General features: G+C 62.0%; 15 protein-coding genes. 12 read left to right on the forward strand and 3 right to left on the reverse strand.

Annotated elements, in window-relative coordinates; genetic code table 11:
* Positions 1–2: 2 nt before the first annotated feature.
* The 3 genes from tssK to tagH are packed head-to-tail and all read right to left on the reverse strand — an operon-like array spanning position 3 to position 3,361.
* Positions 3–1,337 (reverse strand): type VI secretion system baseplate subunit TssK, encoded by a 1,335-nt coding sequence (gene tssK / locus PSH57_RS28430; protein ID WP_305386914.1) that lies wholly within the window; start codon positions 1,335–1,337, stop codon positions 3–5.
* A gap of 15 nt (positions 1,338–1,352) precedes the next feature.
* Complete coding sequence (gene tssJ / locus PSH57_RS28435; RefSeq protein WP_256233238.1) at positions 1,353–1,853, reverse strand: type VI secretion system lipoprotein TssJ; 501 nt, start codon at positions 1,851–1,853, stop codon at positions 1,353–1,355.
* 50 nt (positions 1,854–1,903) lie between these two features.
* Positions 1,904–3,361, reverse strand: coding sequence for a type VI secretion system-associated FHA domain protein TagH (gene tagH / locus PSH57_RS28440; protein WP_305386916.1), 1,458 nt, complete (start codon positions 3,359–3,361; stop codon positions 1,904–1,906).
* Positions 3,362–3,766: 405 nt separating this feature from the next.
* Here tagH and tssA point away from each other — a divergent pair, with 405 nt between their 5' ends.
* The 12 genes from tssA to PSH57_RS28500 all read left to right on the forward strand — a co-directional run bounded on the left by tssA (position 3,767) and on the right by PSH57_RS28500 (position 17,222).
* Positions 3,767–4,798: a type VI secretion system protein TssA gene (gene tssA, locus PSH57_RS28445; protein WP_305386918.1), complete on the forward strand. Its 1,032-nt coding sequence runs from the start codon at positions 3,767–3,769 to the stop codon at positions 4,796–4,798.
* Positions 4,799–4,879: 81 nt separating this feature from the next.
* Positions 4,880–5,395: a type VI secretion system contractile sheath small subunit gene (gene tssB / locus PSH57_RS28450; RefSeq protein ID WP_047226773.1), complete on the forward strand. Its 516-nt coding sequence runs from the start codon at positions 4,880–4,882 to the stop codon at positions 5,393–5,395.
* 15 nt (positions 5,396–5,410) lie between these two features.
* A complete protein-coding gene (gene tssC, locus PSH57_RS28455) occupies positions 5,411–6,907 on the forward strand; it encodes a type VI secretion system contractile sheath large subunit (RefSeq protein WP_305386921.1) in 1,497 nt (498 codons plus the stop codon).
* Positions 6,908–7,133: 226 nt separating this feature from the next.
* Positions 7,134–7,622, forward strand: coding sequence for an Hcp family type VI secretion system effector (locus tag PSH57_RS28460; protein WP_256233233.1), 489 nt, complete (start codon positions 7,134–7,136; stop codon positions 7,620–7,622).
* Positions 7,623–7,703: 81 nt separating this feature from the next.
* Positions 7,704–8,162: a T6SS effector amidase Tae4 family protein gene (locus PSH57_RS28465; RefSeq protein WP_305386922.1), complete on the forward strand. Its 459-nt coding sequence runs from the start codon at positions 7,704–7,706 to the stop codon at positions 8,160–8,162.
* On the forward strand, positions 8,159–8,608 hold the full coding sequence (locus PSH57_RS28470; protein WP_305386923.1) for a hypothetical protein: 450 nt from the start codon (positions 8,159–8,161) through the stop codon (positions 8,606–8,608). Before PSH57_RS28465 ends, PSH57_RS28470 begins: the two co-directional genes overlap by 4 nt.
* Positions 8,602–9,114, forward strand: coding sequence for a type VI secretion system baseplate subunit TssE (tssE, locus tag PSH57_RS28475; RefSeq protein WP_305386925.1), 513 nt, complete (start codon positions 8,602–8,604; stop codon positions 9,112–9,114). Before PSH57_RS28470 ends, tssE begins: the two co-directional genes overlap by 7 nt.
* Positions 9,111–10,970, forward strand: coding sequence for a type VI secretion system baseplate subunit TssF (gene tssF, locus PSH57_RS28480; protein WP_305386926.1), 1,860 nt, complete (start codon positions 9,111–9,113; stop codon positions 10,968–10,970). The genes tssE and tssF overlap by 4 nt, the downstream gene beginning before the upstream one ends.
* Positions 10,934–11,986 carry a type VI secretion system baseplate subunit TssG gene (gene tssG / locus PSH57_RS28485; RefSeq protein WP_305386927.1) on the forward strand — a complete coding sequence of 351 codons (1,053 nt, stop codon included), beginning with the start codon at positions 10,934–10,936 and terminating at the stop codon, positions 11,984–11,986. Before tssF ends, tssG begins: the two co-directional genes overlap by 37 nt.
* The gene (gene tssH / locus PSH57_RS28490; protein WP_305386928.1) at positions 11,979–14,669 is read left to right on the forward strand and encodes a type VI secretion system ATPase TssH; all 2,691 of its coding nucleotides are present in this window, start codon (positions 11,979–11,981) and stop codon (positions 14,667–14,669) included. The genes tssG and tssH overlap by 8 nt, the downstream gene beginning before the upstream one ends.
* 168 nt (positions 14,670–14,837) lie before the next feature.
* A complete protein-coding gene (locus tag PSH57_RS28495; RefSeq protein WP_305386929.1) occupies positions 14,838–16,769 on the forward strand; it encodes a type VI secretion system Vgr family protein in 1,932 nt (643 codons plus the stop codon).
* An 18-nt stretch (positions 16,770–16,787) separates the two neighbouring features.
* Positions 16,788–17,222, forward strand: coding sequence for a DcrB-related protein (locus tag PSH57_RS28500; protein WP_305386930.1), 435 nt, complete (start codon positions 16,788–16,790; stop codon positions 17,220–17,222).
* The last annotated feature ends 1 nt before the right edge of the window (position 17,223 follow it).

The raw sequence follows: 17,223 nt of genomic DNA on the forward strand, positions 1-17,223 counted from the left end.
GTTTATCCTCGGATCGCCCAGAAAGCCAGGTTCAGCCCCGGAAACTGGCCGGCGATGTGAAACGCGAACCCGCCGGAGTTGCTCAATTGCTGCCAGTGATCGCTGCCGCGGTCGAGTTCGTAGTAGGTGGAACCGGCGTGATACGGAAGCTGGCGTGGCGCCACCGGCAACGGCAGCAGGCCGATGCCCGGCAGTTGCAGGTTGACCAGATCGCGAATGTGCTCCACCGAACCGACTTTGCTCTGCTGGCCAAAGCGACCGCGTAGGGTTTCGGCCGGGACATCGGCACGCACCACCAGGATGAAACTGGCGCTGTCGAGCAGGGTCTTGTCGGCCAGCATCGCCACATGGATGCCGTAGGCTTTCTCGACAATCGGAATCGGCGTGGCCTTGCTGTCGATCAGCATCGACAGGGCCTCACGCAGAGCCTGCATGACCGGCGCGTAACTGAGCGCCAGGTCATCGTGCTGGTATTGCGGATATTCCTGCGGTCGTCGCCCCGAAGCGGTAAAGGTCGAGAACTCCCCGGCCAGGCTGACCAGCTCGCTGTAGAACCGTTCGGGGTGCAACGGGCTCAGCTGGCTCAGGTGCTGGATCAGCGGCTGCGCGCGGTTGACCAGTTGCAGCAGCATGAAATCGGCGATCTCCGAGGCGCCACCGGCACCGGACGCCACCACCCGCCCGGCAAGGGCTTCGCCGCGTTGATGGAGCAGGCCCAACAGTTCACTGCGAAATGCCGCCAGCGCTTTGGAGGCGGCCACATCCAGCAGCGGCGGGATGTAGGCGTCGTCCAGCACCAGGGCGCGGTCGGCGCGTTTCTCCTTGATGCGGACCAGGCCGATGGCGGCGTAGTCACTGATGCCATCCTGTGCGGTCAACAGGCGCAGCGCCCGGGCGCCCAGGGCCACCGGCGCGCGGTTCTCGAACGGTGCGTTATCGTCGCGCACTTCGCACACCTGGCTCACGTAGCGTGCCGCGCCCAGGGCTTCGCCTTCATCAACGGTGTCACGCGCACCGGCACGCTTGAGCGGCAAGGCCAGGTACACCAGGCCATCGCGCAGGTTGTCATCGACGTTCAGCGCAGGCGGCGCCAGGTCGTCCTCGGGGATGTTGAACGGTGTGCCGTCCGGCAGCAGGCCCCGCGCCGAAATGATCGCCAGCTTGCCCTGGGCCAGCAGGCCCTGGTCGATCAGCAATTGGGAAAACCCCCAGGCACCGGCCGACAACGGACGGCTGCGCGCGTCGATGAGGTTTTCCAGGTAACGGTCATGCTGCTGGAAGTGCTGCGTTCCAATGAACATGCCTTCCGACCAGACCACGCGATTGTTCCAGGACATGGGGGCTCCGATTGCTTATTGGGCAGGGCTGGATGGGGGAACGACGACGGCGCTGCGCACGGCACGCACGTCGAGGCTGATCTGGTATTCGGTGTATTGGCGCGGCGGGACATTCATCACCGTGCGCCATAGCGACCGGTCCAGTTCGCGATAGCCCACCAGTACGCCGATATGGCGGGTGGCCGGGTCGAGGTCGCGTTGCAGGCTCAACTGCTGACCCGGCTGGACCAGCACCTCGTCCTGATCGATCAGGTCGGCGCCGAGGGTCGCCTGGGCCCGTTCGGCCAGGGCGAAATAGTCGGAGCGGGCGAAGGTGGCGGCATTTTTCAGTTCGAAAATGCGCACCCGGACCGGCGCCGGATGGCCGGTGGCGCCGGGGTTGAGGCCGGCAATGGCGTGAAAGTGCAGTTCGACGGCGGCGGTGTCAGCCTCTTCGGACTGTGAATCGGCTGCATCCTTGGCGCATGCCGTGAGCAGAAGCGCGGTGGCGACTGCGAGTAAAAACCTGAAAATCATCCTGCGTCCTCAATGACGTTTGAGCTATCCGTTGATTGCTTTTAAAGGTGTTATGAGCGGCGCTGTCGCGCGCTGTGCTCTTCGTAGGCGCGACTGAATTCGCGACCGAACAGGTCCTGGAAATCCTCCTGGGCTTCCCGGGAAATGTTGCTGTAGAGCTCGGTGAATTGCTGCCAGTACTGGGCCTGTCGCGAGCCGTTGAAAAGGCTCGACAGGCCAGCGGGTTTGCCCATGCGTTCTTCCAGTTGCGCCGGCTCGAAGCGCGCCAGCAAATGCTTGATGGCCGCTTCCACGCCGGCCATCACCGCCAATTGGTGGGCACGCAGGTCGTCGAAGCTGTCACGCACGGCCACGTCCGGCGCCATGAACGCCTGGTTGCCATGGCGTAGCAGCAGCAACATGGCCTCCTCGACATTGGGCGCGAATTTCAGCGGGTTGTTTTCCACCGGCTGGATCATCGTTTGCTGAATGCGAAACTCGCCCTTGAGGCTGCTGCGGGCACGCAAGACATCGATCAGGCCTTCGACCATCAGCCGATAGCTGCGCCCGATGCTTTCCATCTGTGCCTCGGCCTGGGCCTGGTCCAGGCGCAACTGGTCCAGCCCGGCACCGCGCAGGAAGGCTTGCAACAGGTCAGGCTGGGCGGCGTCGAGCGGCTTGGAAGGTGTAATGGGGGCTTGAACGCTGGTCACCGGTGCCTCGCGTGGCGGCGCAGGTTCGGGGGCTACGCTGACCGGGGGCGTGGCTGTCGGCACCGGCTCTACGACAGGCCGCTCGACAACAGCCGGCGGCGCAACCGGTGGCACAGCGACAGGAATCGGGGCAACTGCCACGGGCGCAGGCTTGTCGCCGAACGGGTCCCAATCCTCCGGTATCACCGAGGCCGAGGCCTGCGACACAGGCTCGATCACAGGCGGCGGACTGGGAGGAGCAATGGGCGTCGGCGGACGGAAATCATGCTGTTGAGCCGGGACATGGTCAGGCTGAGTGGCCGGTGGGACGCTGCCTGGGGTCAGGAAGTCGAACAGGTCCGGCAAGGTGTCCATGGCCGATGCGCCCTGGAAATGTGCGGGGGGAGCCTCGGGCAACGACGATGGTGTATTCACGGCGGCACCCTGGCGTCCCATCAAGGCTTCGAAACTGCTGGGCGCTTCGGCGAACGGATTGCTGTCGGTCACCGGCAGGCTGAAATCCACCCGTGCCTGGATTTCATAATCGCCGATGCGGATAACTTCGCCGTCTTGCAACGGTTCACTATTGCCCTTGTGCAAACGGACACCGGCCTTGACCAATTCCACACCATTGGTGCTGTTATCGGTTAAGTAATAGCGCCCGTCTTTGTATTGAATAACGCAATGTTTGCCGGAAACCAACCGCTCGGGGTCCGGTAATACCCAGTCATTATCGGAATTACGGCCAATTGCCATCACTCCCTGATCCATGGACTTCTCAGAACACTGACCCGGGGTAATCTTGTGATAACTAGTGATAGTCAAACACAGTGGCATCTTGCCTCCTTGCTGAACACTTTGCCCATGCGGTCGAGTGACGGGATTCACTCCCTGGCGACTCGCCGACAAACCTTGCAACCACTCTAGAAACGGCTTTTTGCCAGCATGATTGCTGATATTAACCCGCTTGCGTGACAAAAAACCTGCATCGGTGCCTGCTTCGACCTACCGGTCGTGCGGGTTGTTAAGCAGCTCACAACTGTCACACCGAGGAAATAGCTTACCTTGACAAGCCATAAGTACTACACCAAAAATGCATAACTTCTTGAATATACGTGATAGCACTTTAAGATCATTAAGCATCTAAAGGGCCATTAGCCTCAAGGAACATGTGGAGTTCCATTCGGAACTTGCGTGTGAACTGCCCGAGTTATTCAATGGGCGATAGGGAGATCGAACGAAGTGGATGTGCCTCTGCTGCTCGCCGCCGTATCCGCGACTTCGCCTTGTGGTGAAGATCTGGAATATGACGCGGATTTCTTGCGCCTGGAACGCGATTCCCAAGGCCAGCCCGAGCGCAGCATGGGCGATTCGATATTGCCTGCCGAACCCCCTGAATGGCGCAGCATCCAGCAGCAAAGCCTGGACCTGCTGCAACGCAGCAAAGACCTGCGCATCACCCATTTCCTGCTGCAAAGTTCCCTGGCCCTGGAAGGCCTACCGGGCCTGGCCCGCGTGTTGACGCTGATCAGCCAATTGCTCAAGCAGTACTGGGCCGAGCTGCATCCACGCCTGGACGCCGAGGACAACAACGATCCCACCGTGCGTATCAACGCCCTCGCCGGCCTGACGTCCGACATCACCATTGGCCTGCTGCGCGAAAGCGTCCTGGCCCGCTCGCGCACCTTCGGTGCCGTGAGCCTGCGCGCCGCCGCCAATGCCAGCGGCCTGCAAAGTTTCCCGAATGAAAGCCTCGGCGCCGAACAGCTCGCCGGAGCCCTGCTCGACAGCGATCCCGAGCAGTTGGAAATCACTCGCGCCGCCCTGTTGGAAGCCCGCAGCGCCGCCGAAGCCATCGAGCAACACGTCAGCGATCAAGTCGGTTCTGCCCAAGGCGTGGACCTTGGCCCGCTGAAGCAACCGCTCAAGATGGCCCTGCAGATTCTCGGCCAGTTCGCCCCGCAGAGCGGCGACAGCGCCCTGCCCGATGTCATCGAAGACGACAGCGCCGCGCCGGTTGAACACACCACGGCGCCGAGCGCGAGCGTTCCACGCAGCACCGCCCCTGGCGAAATCAACAGCCGCGACGACGTGCTGCGCAGCCTGGACCGGATTCTCGCTTACTACGCCCGTCAAGAGCCCTCCAGCCCCCTGCCGGTGCTGTTGAACCGGGCCAAGATTCTGGTGAACGCCGATTTTGCGACCATCGTGCGCAACCTGATTCCCGACGGCATGAGTCAATTTGAAAACCTGCGCGGCCCAGACAGCGAATAAAAAGCGAACGGATCACGCAGTCACGTCACCGGCACCCCCGATGACGCCAACACCGTCGCTCAAGCGACCAGGAGCAGCAACGTGGCGAAGCAAAGTTCTCAGAAATTCATCGCGCGTAACCGCGCGCCTCGGGTGCAGATCGAGTACGACGTCGAGCTCTACGGCGCCGAGAAAAAGGTCCAGTTGCCCTTCGTCATGGGGGTGATGGCCGACCTGGCCGGCAAGCCCGCCGAGCCTTTGGCACCGGTGGCCGATCGCAAATTCCTCGAAATCGATGTCGACAATTTCGACTCGCGCCTCAAGGCCATGCAGCCTCGCGTGGCGTTCCATGTACCCAACGAGCTGACCGGCGAAGGCAACCTGAGCCTGGACCTGACCTTCGAAAGCATGGACGACTTCAGCCCGGCGGCCGTGGCGCGCAAAGTCGACTCCCTGAACAAGTTGCTCGAAGCACGTACCCAACTGGCGAATCTGCTGACCTACATGGACGGCAAGACCGGTGCCGAAGAAATCATCATGAAAGCGATCAAGGACCCTGCCCTGTTGCAGGCCCTGGCCAGCGCGCCCAAGCCCGCCGACAACGAGCCCAAGGCTTAATCAGGACGAATGATCATGACCGAATCAGCACGTGAAAATCAGTCCCAGGCCCTGGGCACCACCGAAGTACCCAGCGAGTTCGCCTCGCTGCTGATGCAAGAATTCAAGCCCAAGACCGAGCGCGCTCGCGAAGCCGTCGAAACCGCCGTGCGCACGCTGGCCGAACAGGCCCTGGCGCAGACTGACCTGGTGTCCAACGACGCCATCAAGTCGATCGAATCGATCATCGCCGCCATCGATGCCAAGCTCACCGCCCAGGTCAATCAGGTCATCCACCACCCTGACTTCCAGCAGTTGGAAAGTGCCTGGCGTGGCCTGCACTACCTGGTCAATAACACCGAGAGCGACGAGCAACTCAAGATCCGTGTGCTCAACGTCTCCAAGACCGACCTGCACAAGACCCTGAAGAAATTCAAGGGCACCGCGTGGGACCAGAGCCCGATCTTCAAGAAGATGTACGAAGAAGAATACGGCCAGTTCGGCGGTGAACCGTACGGTTGCCTGGTGGGCGACTACTACTTCGACCAGTCGCCACCGGACGTCGAGTTGCTGGGCGAGCTGTCGAAAGTCTGCGCCGCCATGCACTCGCCGTTCATTGCCGCCGCATCGCCGACCGTGATGGGCATGGGCTCGTGGCAGGAACTGTCGAACCCGCGCGACCTGACCAAGATCTTCACCACGCCGGAATATGCCGGCTGGCGTTCGCTGCGTGAATCGGAAGACTCGCGTTACATCGGCCTGACCATGCCGCGCTTCCTGGCGCGCCTGCCGTACGGCGCCAAGACCGACCCGGTGGAAGCCTTCGCCTTCGAAGAAAACACCGACGGCGCCGACAGCTCCAAGTACACCTGGGCCAACGCCGCTTATGCGATGGCGGTGAACATCAACCGTTCGTTCAAACACTTCGGCTGGTGCTCGCGCATCCGTGGCGTGGAGTCCGGCGGCGAAGTGGAAAACCTGCCAGCCCACACGTTCCCGACCGACGACGGTGGCGTGGACATGAAGTGCCCGACCGAAATCGCCATTTCGGACCGCCGTGAAGCGGAGCTGGCGAAGAACGGTTTCATGCCGCTGCTGCACAAGAAAAACACCGACTTCGCCGCGTTCATCGGCGCCCAGTCGTTGCAGAAACCGGCCGAATACGACGATCCGGACGCCACCGCCAACGCCAACCTGGCCGCGCGCCTGCCGTACCTGTTCGCCACCTGCCGTTTCGCTCATTACCTCAAGTGCATCGTGCGCGACAAGATCGGCTCCTTCAAAGAGAAGGACGAAATGCAGCGCTGGTTGCAGGACTGGATTCTCAACTACGTCGACGGTGACCCGGCGCACTCCACCGAGACCACCAAGGCCCAGCACCCACTGGCCGCCGCCGAGGTCATCGTCGAGGAAGTCGAAGGCAACCCGGGGTACTACAACTCCAAGTTCTACCTGCGCCCGCACTACCAGCTCGAAGGGCTGACCGTGTCGCTGCGCCTGGTATCGAAACTGCCTTCGGCCAAGGGTGCGTAAAAACTGTTGAACGGTACGCGGTAAAAAATGTGGGAGCGGGCTTGCTCGCGAATGCGGTTGATCATCCAGCATTGATGTTGACTGACCCGACGCATTCGCGAGCAAGCCCGCTCCCACAGGGGGTCTTCGGTGGTTTGGAGATCAGCTTCAGCCCCGTTCAGCAGAACAGATTTCGCAAGGTCGGCGTCAATCAAACAATGTGGTAGAGACCACACAGGGAGAAAACATGGCTGTTGATATTTTCATCAAGATCGGCGACATCAAGGGCGAGTCCATGGACAAGGCCCACAAGGACGAAGTCGACGTCCTGAACTGGAGCTGGGGCATGTCCCAGTCCGGCAACATGCACGTGGGCAGCGGCGGTGGCGCGGGCAAGGTCAACGTGCAGGATCTGTCGCTGACCAAGTTCGTCGACAAGGCATCGCCCAACCTGATGATGCATTGCGCCAGCGGCAAGCACATCGACAAGGTCAAACTGACCGTGCGCAAGGCCGGCGGTGAAAGCCAGGTCGAGTACATGATCATCAATCTGGAAGAAGTCCTGATCACCTCCCTGAGCACCGGCGGCTCGGGCAACGATGATCGCCTGACCGAAAACGTCACCCTGAACTTCGCCAAGGTGATGGTGGAGTATCAACCGCAGAAAGCCGACGGCACCAAAGAAGGCGGTCCGGTCAAGTTCGGCTGGAACATCCGTCAGAACGTCAAGGTGTAATCGAACACGCCCCCGGTGCCATGCGCCGGGGGTGTTTGGTGCTTGCTCGAATCCAATCCTTTCCCACCCGGTATCTGAGTCATGGCCAAACCTTCGTTTATCAATTTGTGGAAAGCGTATTCCGATCTGCTGGTGACCTACCCCGACGCGAAGCCTTGCGACGGTCCGTGGGCCAACCAGTGCGCAATCCGCATGAGCATTACGCTCAATACCGAACTGAGCATCAAGGTCAACAAGGCCACCTACACCGAACCCAAGTGTGCTCATGGGCATGCGCGGGGGGCTGAATCACTGGCAAACTGGTTGTGGAAACACCACTTGGGCCGTCCCTCTATTCTCGGCGGCAGCGCAGAAGAGCACCGCACTCTGATGGATAAAAAAGGCCTTATTTTCTTCAAGGACTGCTTCCAACAACTGGGAGAGTCTCTAGACGGTCGCACCGGCGATCATATCGATCTGTGGAACCGTGGCTTTACCGCTAGCCGGTATGACGATCCTTCCTATCGATCCAGGGCAATCTGGTTCTGGGAGCTCGTATGATCAAGGCTCATTGCGCGGTATTTATTGGCTGCTTGCTTTCGAGTCTGACGGCCTGTGCCGGGCAGCAAGCTTCACCGGCCACGCCAGCCGCAGCGGTGAATCAAGTCGTCTCGATGGACGGGCAACAGTTAACGTTGGTCAATGACCAACAACGCTGCGCGCTACGCAAACCAGACCAGACCCTACTGCCACTCGACTTGCCATGGCCCTGCCAATTCACTGTCGACAGGCAAGGCAAATCGCATGTCGAAACCTTCGGCAAGGTGCCCATTGTCATCGTTATTCATTTGACGACAGCGGCAGAGGACAGTCCGGAGTGTCGGTCCGAGTATCGCGCCATACGCCAGATCAACGGACAATTCGAACCTTCGATAATCGCTCGCACGGGTAGTTGTATGCGTGGCGCGGGTGACCAGAAAAATTACACGGGCCTTTTCACTTGGTAACCGAAATCGCCACCCGTGATCGCCTGCAACCGTCCCTGCTGGACCGGTTGACCGACGACGATCCGAGCAACCCCAAGGAAAGCGCCGACAAGCGCGTGTTGTCGCTCACCCAGTTGAAAGCCTCGGTGCTGCGTGACCTGGCGTGGTTGCTCAACACCACATCGCTGCTCGATGCCGACGCCACCCTGCACACCCCGGCGGGCACCTCAGTGGTCAATTTCGGGTTGCCGGCGCTGGCCGGCAACAGCGCATCGAACGTCGACCTGCCGGCTCTGGAAGCGCTGATTCACCAGGCCATCGCCACGTTCGAACCGCGCATCTTGCGCCATACCCTGCGGGTGCGAGCCCGAGCAACCGCCGAGATGAACCACAACGCCTTGAGTTTCGAGATCGAGGGTGACCTCTGGGCTCAGCCCGTGCCGCTGCGCCTGATGCTGCAAACCGACCTGGACCTGGAAACCGGGCATGTTCGGGTGGTTCACGCCGACCAGCGGAGACGCTCATGAATCCGCGCCTGCTGGAGCTGTACAACCAGGAACTGCACCACGTGCGCGAAAGCGCCGCGGAGTTCGCCAAGGAATACCCGAAGATCGCCAGTCGGCTGACGTTGTCCGGGATGGACTGCGCCGATCCCTACGTCGAACGTTTGCTGGAAGGCTTCGCCTATCTGACGGCGCGGGTGCAGCTCAAACTCGATGCCGAGTACCCGACCTTCACCCATAACCTGCTGGAAATCGCCTACCCCCACTACCTGGCACCCACGCCGTCGATGACCGTGGTGCAGTTGCAGGCCGACCCCGATGAAGGCTCGCTGAGCGGCGGCTTTGAGCTGCCCCGGGACACCGTGCTGCGCGCTGCGTTGGGGCGTGAAACCCAGACCTGTTGCGAGTACCGCACCGCCCACGCGGTGACGTTGTGGCCGTTGCAGGTCAGCCAGGCCGAGTACTTCGGCAACCCGTCCGCCGTGCTCGGGCGCCTGGCCGCTAGCGAACCGAAGGCCAAGGCCGGTCTGCGCCTGACCCTGCGCACAGGCGCCGAATTGCCGTTCAACAGCCTGGCTCTGGACAACCTGCCGCTGTTCCTCAGCGGCGCCGACGAACAGCCCTTCCGCCTCTACGAACAACTGCTGAGCAATGCTTGCGCGGTGTTCGCGCGCAAGCCCGGCGGCGATTGGGTTGAACGTTTGCCCCAGGACGCGTTGTGCTCACGCGGCTTCGATGATGCCGACGCCGCGCTGCCCGTGGTGGCGCGCGCCTTCCAGGGTTATCGCCTGTTGCAGGAATACTTCGCCCTGCCCCATCGGTTCCTGTTTGTCGACTTCACCCAACTGAGCCGTGCGGTCAAGCGCTGCGACGGTCAGGAGCTGGAGCTGATCGTGCTGTTCGACCGTCACGACCCGAGCCTGGAAGGCAGCGTCGGCGCCGCACAGTTCCTGCCGTTCTGCACCCCGGCGATCAACCTGTTTCCCAAGCGCCTGGATCGCATCCACCTGTCGGACCGGGTCAACGAACATCACGTCATTGCCGACCGCACCCGGCCAATGGATTTCGAAGTGCACTCACTGACCGGCCTCAGCGGTCACGGCACCGGGCCGGAGCAGCCGTTCCTGCCGTTCTATGCCGTGCGTGATCCTTCCCGTTACGGGCGCGACCAGGCCTATTACACGGTACGGCGCGAACCGCGGGTGTTATCCAGCGACCAGCGACGCAACGGCCCGCGCTCGACCTACGTGGGCAGCGAAACCTTCGTCAGCCTGGTGGACAGCCAGCAAGCCCCCTATCGGCACGACCTGCGCCAACTGGGCGTGACGGCGCTGTGCACCAACCGCGACCTGCCACTGTTCATGAGCGTGGGCAACGGCAAGACCGATTTCACGTTGGCTGACAGCGCACCCGTCGGCGCGATTCGCTGCGTAGCAGGTCCCAGTCGGCCACGGGCCAGCCATGCCCACGACGCCAAGGCCTGGCGCTTGATCAGCCAGCTGTCGCTCAATTACCTGTCCCTGAGCGAGCAAGGCCAGGGCGCCGCCGCCCTGCGCGAACTGCTGCGCCTGTACGGCGACAGCAACGATGCGGCGGTGCAGTTGCAGATCGAAGGCCTGCGCGAAGTCAGCAGCAAGGCCTGCACCCGACGCTTGCCGATGCCCGGCCCGATCGTGTTTGGTCGTGGTCTGGAAATCACCCTGGAATTCGATGAAAACGCGTTTCGCGGCACCGGGGTGTTTTTGCTCGGCGCGGTGTTCGAGCGCTTCCTGGCACGCTACGTGTCGATCAACAGTTTTACCGAGACGGTGATCCGTACCACCGAACGCGGCGAGATCATGCGATGGAAAGCCAAGCCCGGACGCCGTCCGACCCTGTGAGTACCCTGGACGCGATGCACCAGGAGCCCTGGGAATACGACTTCTTCCAGGCCTTGCGCCGTATCGAGTGCGAATCCCCCGAACTGCCGCGCCTGGGCCATTCATTGCGCCTGGCCGATGACCCGCTGCGCCTGGGGCAACAGGCCGAATGCACCTTCGCTCCGGCGACCCTGGCCTCGGTGCAACCGGGTCTCGACGGTGCGCCGGCTCGCCTGGAACAGTTCTTCTTCGGCCTCGGCGGCCCCAACGGCCCGCTGCCGCTGCACATCACCGAATACGTGCGCGAACGCCAGCGCAACAACGCCGACAGCACCAGCAAACGTTTCCTCGACGTGTTCCACCATCGCCTGCTCAGCCTGTTCTACCGGGCCTGGGCCGAAGCGCGGCCCACGGTCAGCCATGATCGCCCGGACGATGACTACTGGTCGGCGCGCCTGGCCGCCTTCAGCGGCCGGGGCATGCCGAGCCTGCTCAACCAAGGGCTGATCCCCGACACGGCGAAGCTGCATTACAGCGGCCACTTGTCGGCGCAAACCCGCTACCCGGACGGTTTGAAAGCCATCCTCAGCGAGTACTTTGGCCTGCCGGTGGAGATCGAAGAATACGTCGGCCAATGGCTGGAACTGCCGGAACGCAGCCGCGTGGGCGTCAGCGCCCATCAGTTGGGCGTGGACTTTTGCCTGGGCCGCTACGTGTGGGATCGCCAACACAAATTCCGCATTCGCCTGGGGCCACTCAAGCTCGATGAGTACATGGGCATGTTGCCCGGCAGCCAACCCTTCAACGAGCTGGTGGCCTGGGTCGCTGAATATTTGGGCCATGAACTGGACTGGGACCTGAATCTGGTTCTGGAACAACCCGAAGTGCCGGCGCTGCAACTCAACGGTGGTTTCCGCCTGGGGTTCAACACCTGGTTGGGACGCCCGGAAACAGATGCCAACGATTTAATACTGGCCCGGCATTACGCCGAACAGGCCAACACCTCACAGACCTCAAGGAGCCATGAGCATGGGTGAAATCAGTCGCGCCGCGTTGTTCGGCAAACTCAACAGCGTGGCCTACAAAGCCATCGAAGCCGCCACCGTGTTCTGCAAGTTGCGCGGTAACCCCTATGTGGAACTGGCCCACTGGTTTCATCAGTTGCTGCAACTGCAGGACTCGGACCTGCACCGCATCATCCGCCAGTTCAATATCGAGCCGGCGCGCCTGGCCCGCGACCTGACCGAAGCCCTGGACCGCTTGCCACGGGGTTCGACCTCCATCACCGACCTGTCGTCCCACGTTGAAGAAGCCGTGGAACGCGGTTGGGTCTACGGCAGCCTGATGTTTGGCGAAAGCCAGGTGCGCACCGGTTACCTGGTACTGGGCATTCTCAAGACGCCGAGCCTGCGCCACGCGCTGTTGGGACTGTCGTCGGAGTTCGACAAGGTCAAGGTCGAGGCCTTGAGCGAGCGCTTTGACGAATACGTCGGCGACTCTCCGGAAAATGCGCTGACCGCCAGCGACGGTTTCAACGCCGGTGCCGTACCGGGCGAAGCCAGCGGCGCCATGGCTCCCAGCGCCATGGGCAAACTGGAAGCCCTCAAGCGCTTCACCGTCGACCTTACCGAGCAGGCCCGCAGCGGCAAGCTCGACCCCATCGTCGGTCGCGACGAAGAGATCCGCCAACTGGTGGACATCCTCATGCGCCGCCGGCAGAACAACCCGATCCTCACCGGTGAGGCCGGCGTGGGCAAAACCGCCGTGGTCGAAGGCTTTGCCCTGCGCATCGTCGCCGGTGACGTGCCTCCATCGCTCAAGGACGTGGAACTGCGCAGCCTCGATGTCGGCCTGTTGCAGGCCGGCGCGAGCATGAAAGGCGAATTCGAACAGCGCCTGCGCCAGGTCATCGAAGACGTCCAGGCTTCGCCCAAACCGATCATCCTGTTCATCGACGAAGCCCACACGCTGGTGGGTGCAGGTGGCGCCGCCGGCACGGGTGACGCAGCCAACCTGCTCAAGCCGGCCCTGGCCCGCGGCACCCTGCGCACGGTAGCGGCCACGACCTGGGCCGAATACAAAAAGCACATCGAAAAAGACCCGGCCCTGACCCGGCGCTTCCAGGTGGTGCAAGTGGCCGAGCCGTCGGAAGACAAGGCGCTGCTGATGATGCGTGGCGTGGCCTCGACCATGGAAAAGCACCATCAGGTGCAGATCCTCGACGAGGCCCTGGAAGCCTCGGTCAAACTGTCCCACCGCTACATCCCCGCGCGCCAGTTGCCAGACAAATCCGTGAGCCTGCTGGACACCGCCTGCGCCCGCGTCGCCATCAGCCTGCACGCGGTGCCGGCCGAAGTGGACGACAGCCGGCGACGCATCGAAGCGCTGGAAACCGAGCTTCAAATCATCGCCCGTGAACACGCCATTGGCATCGTCATCGGCACCCGCCAGACCCAGAGCGAAAACCTGCTCAGCGCCGAACGCGAACGCCTGGCCGAACTGGAAGGCCGCTGGGCCGAAGAGAAAACCCTGGTGGACGAACTGCTCGCCACCCGCGCCACCCTGCGCGAGCGCGTCGGCGTGGTGGACAGCGAGGACAACAGCGACGCTTGCGACAATGAAAGCCACGCCCTGCGCGAGCAACTGGTGGACCTGCAACAGCGCCTGACCGCCCTGCAAGGTGAAACCCCATTGATTCTGCCAACCGTTGACTACCAGGCCGTGGCCTCGGTGGTCGCCGACTGGACCGGTATTCCGGTGGGCCGCATGGCTCGCAACGAACTGGAAACGGTGCTCAACCTCGACCAGCACCTGAAAAAACGCATCATCGGCCAGGACCACGCCTTGCAGATGATCGCCAAGCGCATCCAGACCTCCCGCGCCGGCCTCGACAACCCGAGCAAGCCCATTGGCGTGTTCATGCTCGCCGGCACCTCCGGCGTGGGCAAGACCGAAACCGCCCTGGCCCTGGCCGAAGCCATGTATGGCGGCGAGCAGAACGTCATCACCATCAACATGAGCGAGTTCCAGGAAGCCCATACCGTGTCCACCCTCAAGGGCGCGCCACCGGGCTACATCGGCTATGGCGAAGGCGGCGTGCTGACCGAAGCCGTGCGGCGCAAACCGTACAGCGTGGTGCTGCTCGACGAGGTGGAAAAAGCCCACCCGGACGTGCATGAGATTTTCTTCCAGGTGTTCGACAAAGGCGTGATGGAGGACGGTGAGGGCCGGGTGATCGACTTCAAGAACACCTTGATCCTGTTGACCACCAACGCCGGCACCGAACTGATTGCCCAGGTCTGCAAAGACCCACAGAACGTGCCCGAGCCCGAAGACATCGCCAAGGCCCTGCGTCAGCCGCTGTTGGAGATTTTCCCGCCGGCCCTGCTGGGTCGCCTGGTGACGATTCCGTACTACCCGCTCAGCGACGAGATGCTCAAGGCCATCACCCGCCTGCAACTCAACCGCATCAAGAAGCGCGTGGAAAAGACCCACAAAGTGGCATTCGACTACGACGACGCGGTGATCGACCTGATCGTCTCGCGCTGCACCGAAACCGAAAGCGGCGGACGCATGATCGACGCCATCCTGACCAACAGCCTGCTGCCGGACATGAGCCGCGAGTTCCTGACCCGCATGCTCGAAGGCAAGGCGCTGGCCGGAGTGCGGATCAGCGCCCGGGACAATGAATTGCAGTACGATTTCAGCGACGCGGCCTGACCTGAACAACACGGTTAATCATGTGGGAGCGGGCTTGCTCGCGAATGCAATCTGTCAGTGACATCAATGTTGACTGACACAGCGCTTTCGCGAGCAAGCCCGCTCCCACAGCAGATCCGGTTTCTTCAGGGAATCAGCGGCGCAGCCATTATCACAATGAGATAACCGATGTTATTCAACCAAGCCTCACGCCTGGCCAAAATCACCAGCCCCCTGGGACCTGAGGTGCTGTTGCTCAAGGACATGGGCGGCGGCGAAGAGCTGGGGCGGCTGTTCAACTACGAGTTGCAGCTGCACTCGCTGGACAACGCCATCGACCTCAACCAGGTGCTCGGCAAACCCATGTGCGTGAGCCTGCAACTGGACGGCGGCGGCGAGCGGCATTTTCACGGCATCGTTGCGCGCTTCAGCCAGAACGTTGATCAGGGCCAGTTCGCCAGTTACCAGGCGACCTTGCGGCCCTGGCTGTGGCTGATGACCCGTACCTCTGATTGCCGGATTTTCCAGAACCTGACCATCCCGCAGATCATCAAGCAGGTGTTTCGCGACCTGGGTTTCTCCGACTTCGAAGACGCCCTCAGCCGCCCCTATCGCGAGTGGGAATACTGCGTGCAGTATCGCGAAACCAGTTTCGATTTCGTCAGTCGCCTGATGGAACAGGAAGGGATCTACTACTTCTTCCGCCACGAACAGGGCCGTCATGTATTGGTGCTGGCCGACGCCTACGGCGCCCACACCACGGTGCCCGGCTACGGTTCGGTGCCCTACTACCCCAAGAACGAACAGCAGCGCGAGCGCGACCACATCCACGACTGGCACCTGGCCCAGGAAGTCCAGCCCGGCTCACTGGAGCTCAACGACTACGACTTCCAGCGCCCCAGCGCGCGCATCGACGTGCGCTCGGCCATGCCGCGCCCGCACACCGCCGGCGACTATCCGCTGTACGACTACCCCGGCACCTACGTGCAGAGCGCAGACGGCGAGCACTATGCCCGCACCCGTATCGAAGCCTTACAGACCCTGCACGAGCAAGTGGAGCTGGCCGGCAACGCCCGGGGCCTGGGCTCGGGTCATCTGTTCAGCCTCACCGGTTTCACCCGCCAGGACCAGAACCGCGAATACCTGATCGTCGGCGCTCGCTATTACGTTTCCCAGGAAAGTGGTGAAACCGGCGGCGGCGCGCCTTCGGCCCAGTTCGAAAGCAGCCTGACCTGCATCGCCGCCCAACAAAGTTATCGGCCACTGCCCCACACCCATCGCCCCATCGTCAAAGGCCCGCAGACCGCGTTGGTGGTTGGCCCCAAAGGCGAGGAAATCTGGACCGATCAGTTCGGTCGGGTGAAGGTGCATTTCTACTGGGACCGTCACGACCAGTCCAACGAGAACAGCTCATGCTGGATTCGTGTGTCGCAGTCCTGGGCCGGGAAAAACTGGGGCTCGATGCAGATCCCGCGCATTGGCCAGGAAGTGATCGTCAGCTTCCTCGAAGGCGATCCCGACCGGCCGATCGTCACCGGTCGCGTCTACAACGCCGAACAGACCGTGCCCTATGACCTGCCCGCAAATGCCACCCAGAGCGGCATGAAAAGCCGTTCGAGCAAGGGCGGCACGCCAGCGAATTTCAACGAAATCCGCATGGAAGACAAAAAAGGCGCCGAGCAGCTGTACATCCATGCCGAGCGTAACCAGGACATCGTGGTGGAGGTGGATGAAAGCCACTCGGTGGGCCACGACCGCAACAAGAGCATCGGCCACAACGAGACGGTGACCATCGGCAACAACCGCCTGCGCATCGTCAAGCAGGAGGACATTCTGTCGGTGGGCCTGCGCAAGACCGACAGCATCAGCCAAAGCTACGTCATTGAAGTGGGAGAGAACCTGCGCCTGGTGTGCGGCGAAAGCATCCTGGAGCTCAACGCCAGCGGCCAGATCAATCTGACCGGCGTGCAAATCAGCTTCTATGCCAGCGGCGATGCCGAATTCAACACCGGCGGCGTGCTGCACCTGAACAACGGCGGCGGCCCCGGTGCCACGCCCGACGGCCAGGGCGTCAAGGCCAGCATCGACGCCAACGTCGCTGCCGCGTTCCCCAAGGGCTAACCTCGAGATTTATGCGCCATGACTTACCGCATCAATGAATTTCAGTTCCAACTGCCACCCAGCGAGTTGCTGGATGCAACGATCAATATCCTCAAGTTCCCTGAACTGGGCACCTCCTTGATCGTCAGCCGCAGCTTGCTGGCCGACGGCGAAACCCTGCAGAGCAACCTCGACGACCAGCTCAAACGCCTGGAAAAACAGGTTCAGGACTTGCGCGCTCAACCGGGCGTCGCCGTGCGCCTGGGCGCCAACCAGGAAGTCGAAGGCATCGAGTTGCGCAGCCAGTTCAACAAGGGCAACGAAAAGGTCTTCCAGTTTCAGCTCGCCCTGGTACTGCCCGGCACGCGCAAGATGCTTGCCTTGAGCTACGTCAAAGCCGAGAAGCTCGGTGATGCTGAAGCGGCGCATTGGGCGACGATCAAGGGTTCATTGCTGTTTGACGTTCCGGCTTGAT

The sequence above is a fragment of the Pseudomonas hefeiensis genome (assembly GCF_030687835.1).
GTDB classification, from domain to species: Bacteria; Pseudomonadota; Gammaproteobacteria; order Pseudomonadales; family Pseudomonadaceae; genus Aquipseudomonas; species Aquipseudomonas hefeiensis.

What these genes read in the sequence shown, in the direction of transcription:
- tssK (WP_305386914.1), bottom strand. Translation starts at nt 1,337, where the DNA reads ATGTCCTGGAACAATCGCGTGGTCTGGTCGGAAGGCATGTTCATTGGA.
- tssJ (WP_256233238.1), bottom strand. Translation starts at nt 1,853, where the DNA reads ATGATTTTCAGGTTTTTACTCGCAGTCGCCACCGCGCTTCTGCTCACG.
- tagH (WP_305386916.1), bottom strand. Translation starts at nt 3,361, where the DNA reads ATGCCACTGTGTTTGACTATCACTAGTTATCACAAGATTACCCCGGGT.
- tssC (WP_305386921.1), top strand. Translation starts at nt 5,411, where the DNA reads ATGACCGAATCAGCACGTGAAAATCAGTCCCAGGCCCTGGGCACCACC.
- PSH57_RS28460 (WP_256233233.1), top strand. Translation starts at nt 7,134, where the DNA reads ATGGCTGTTGATATTTTCATCAAGATCGGCGACATCAAGGGCGAGTCC.
- PSH57_RS28465 (WP_305386922.1), top strand. Translation starts at nt 7,704, where the DNA reads ATGGCCAAACCTTCGTTTATCAATTTGTGGAAAGCGTATTCCGATCTG.
- PSH57_RS28470 (WP_305386923.1), top strand. Translation starts at nt 8,159, where the DNA reads ATGATCAAGGCTCATTGCGCGGTATTTATTGGCTGCTTGCTTTCGAGT.
- tssF (WP_305386926.1), top strand. Translation starts at nt 9,111, where the DNA reads ATGAATCCGCGCCTGCTGGAGCTGTACAACCAGGAACTGCACCACGTG.
- tssG (WP_305386927.1), top strand. Translation starts at nt 10,934, where the DNA reads ATGGAAAGCCAAGCCCGGACGCCGTCCGACCCTGTGAGTACCCTGGAC.
- tssH (WP_305386928.1), top strand. Translation starts at nt 11,979, where the DNA reads ATGGGTGAAATCAGTCGCGCCGCGTTGTTCGGCAAACTCAACAGCGTG.
- PSH57_RS28495 (WP_305386929.1), top strand. Translation starts at nt 14,838, where the DNA reads ATGTTATTCAACCAAGCCTCACGCCTGGCCAAAATCACCAGCCCCCTG.
- PSH57_RS28500 (WP_305386930.1), top strand. Translation starts at nt 16,788, where the DNA reads ATGACTTACCGCATCAATGAATTTCAGTTCCAACTGCCACCCAGCGAG.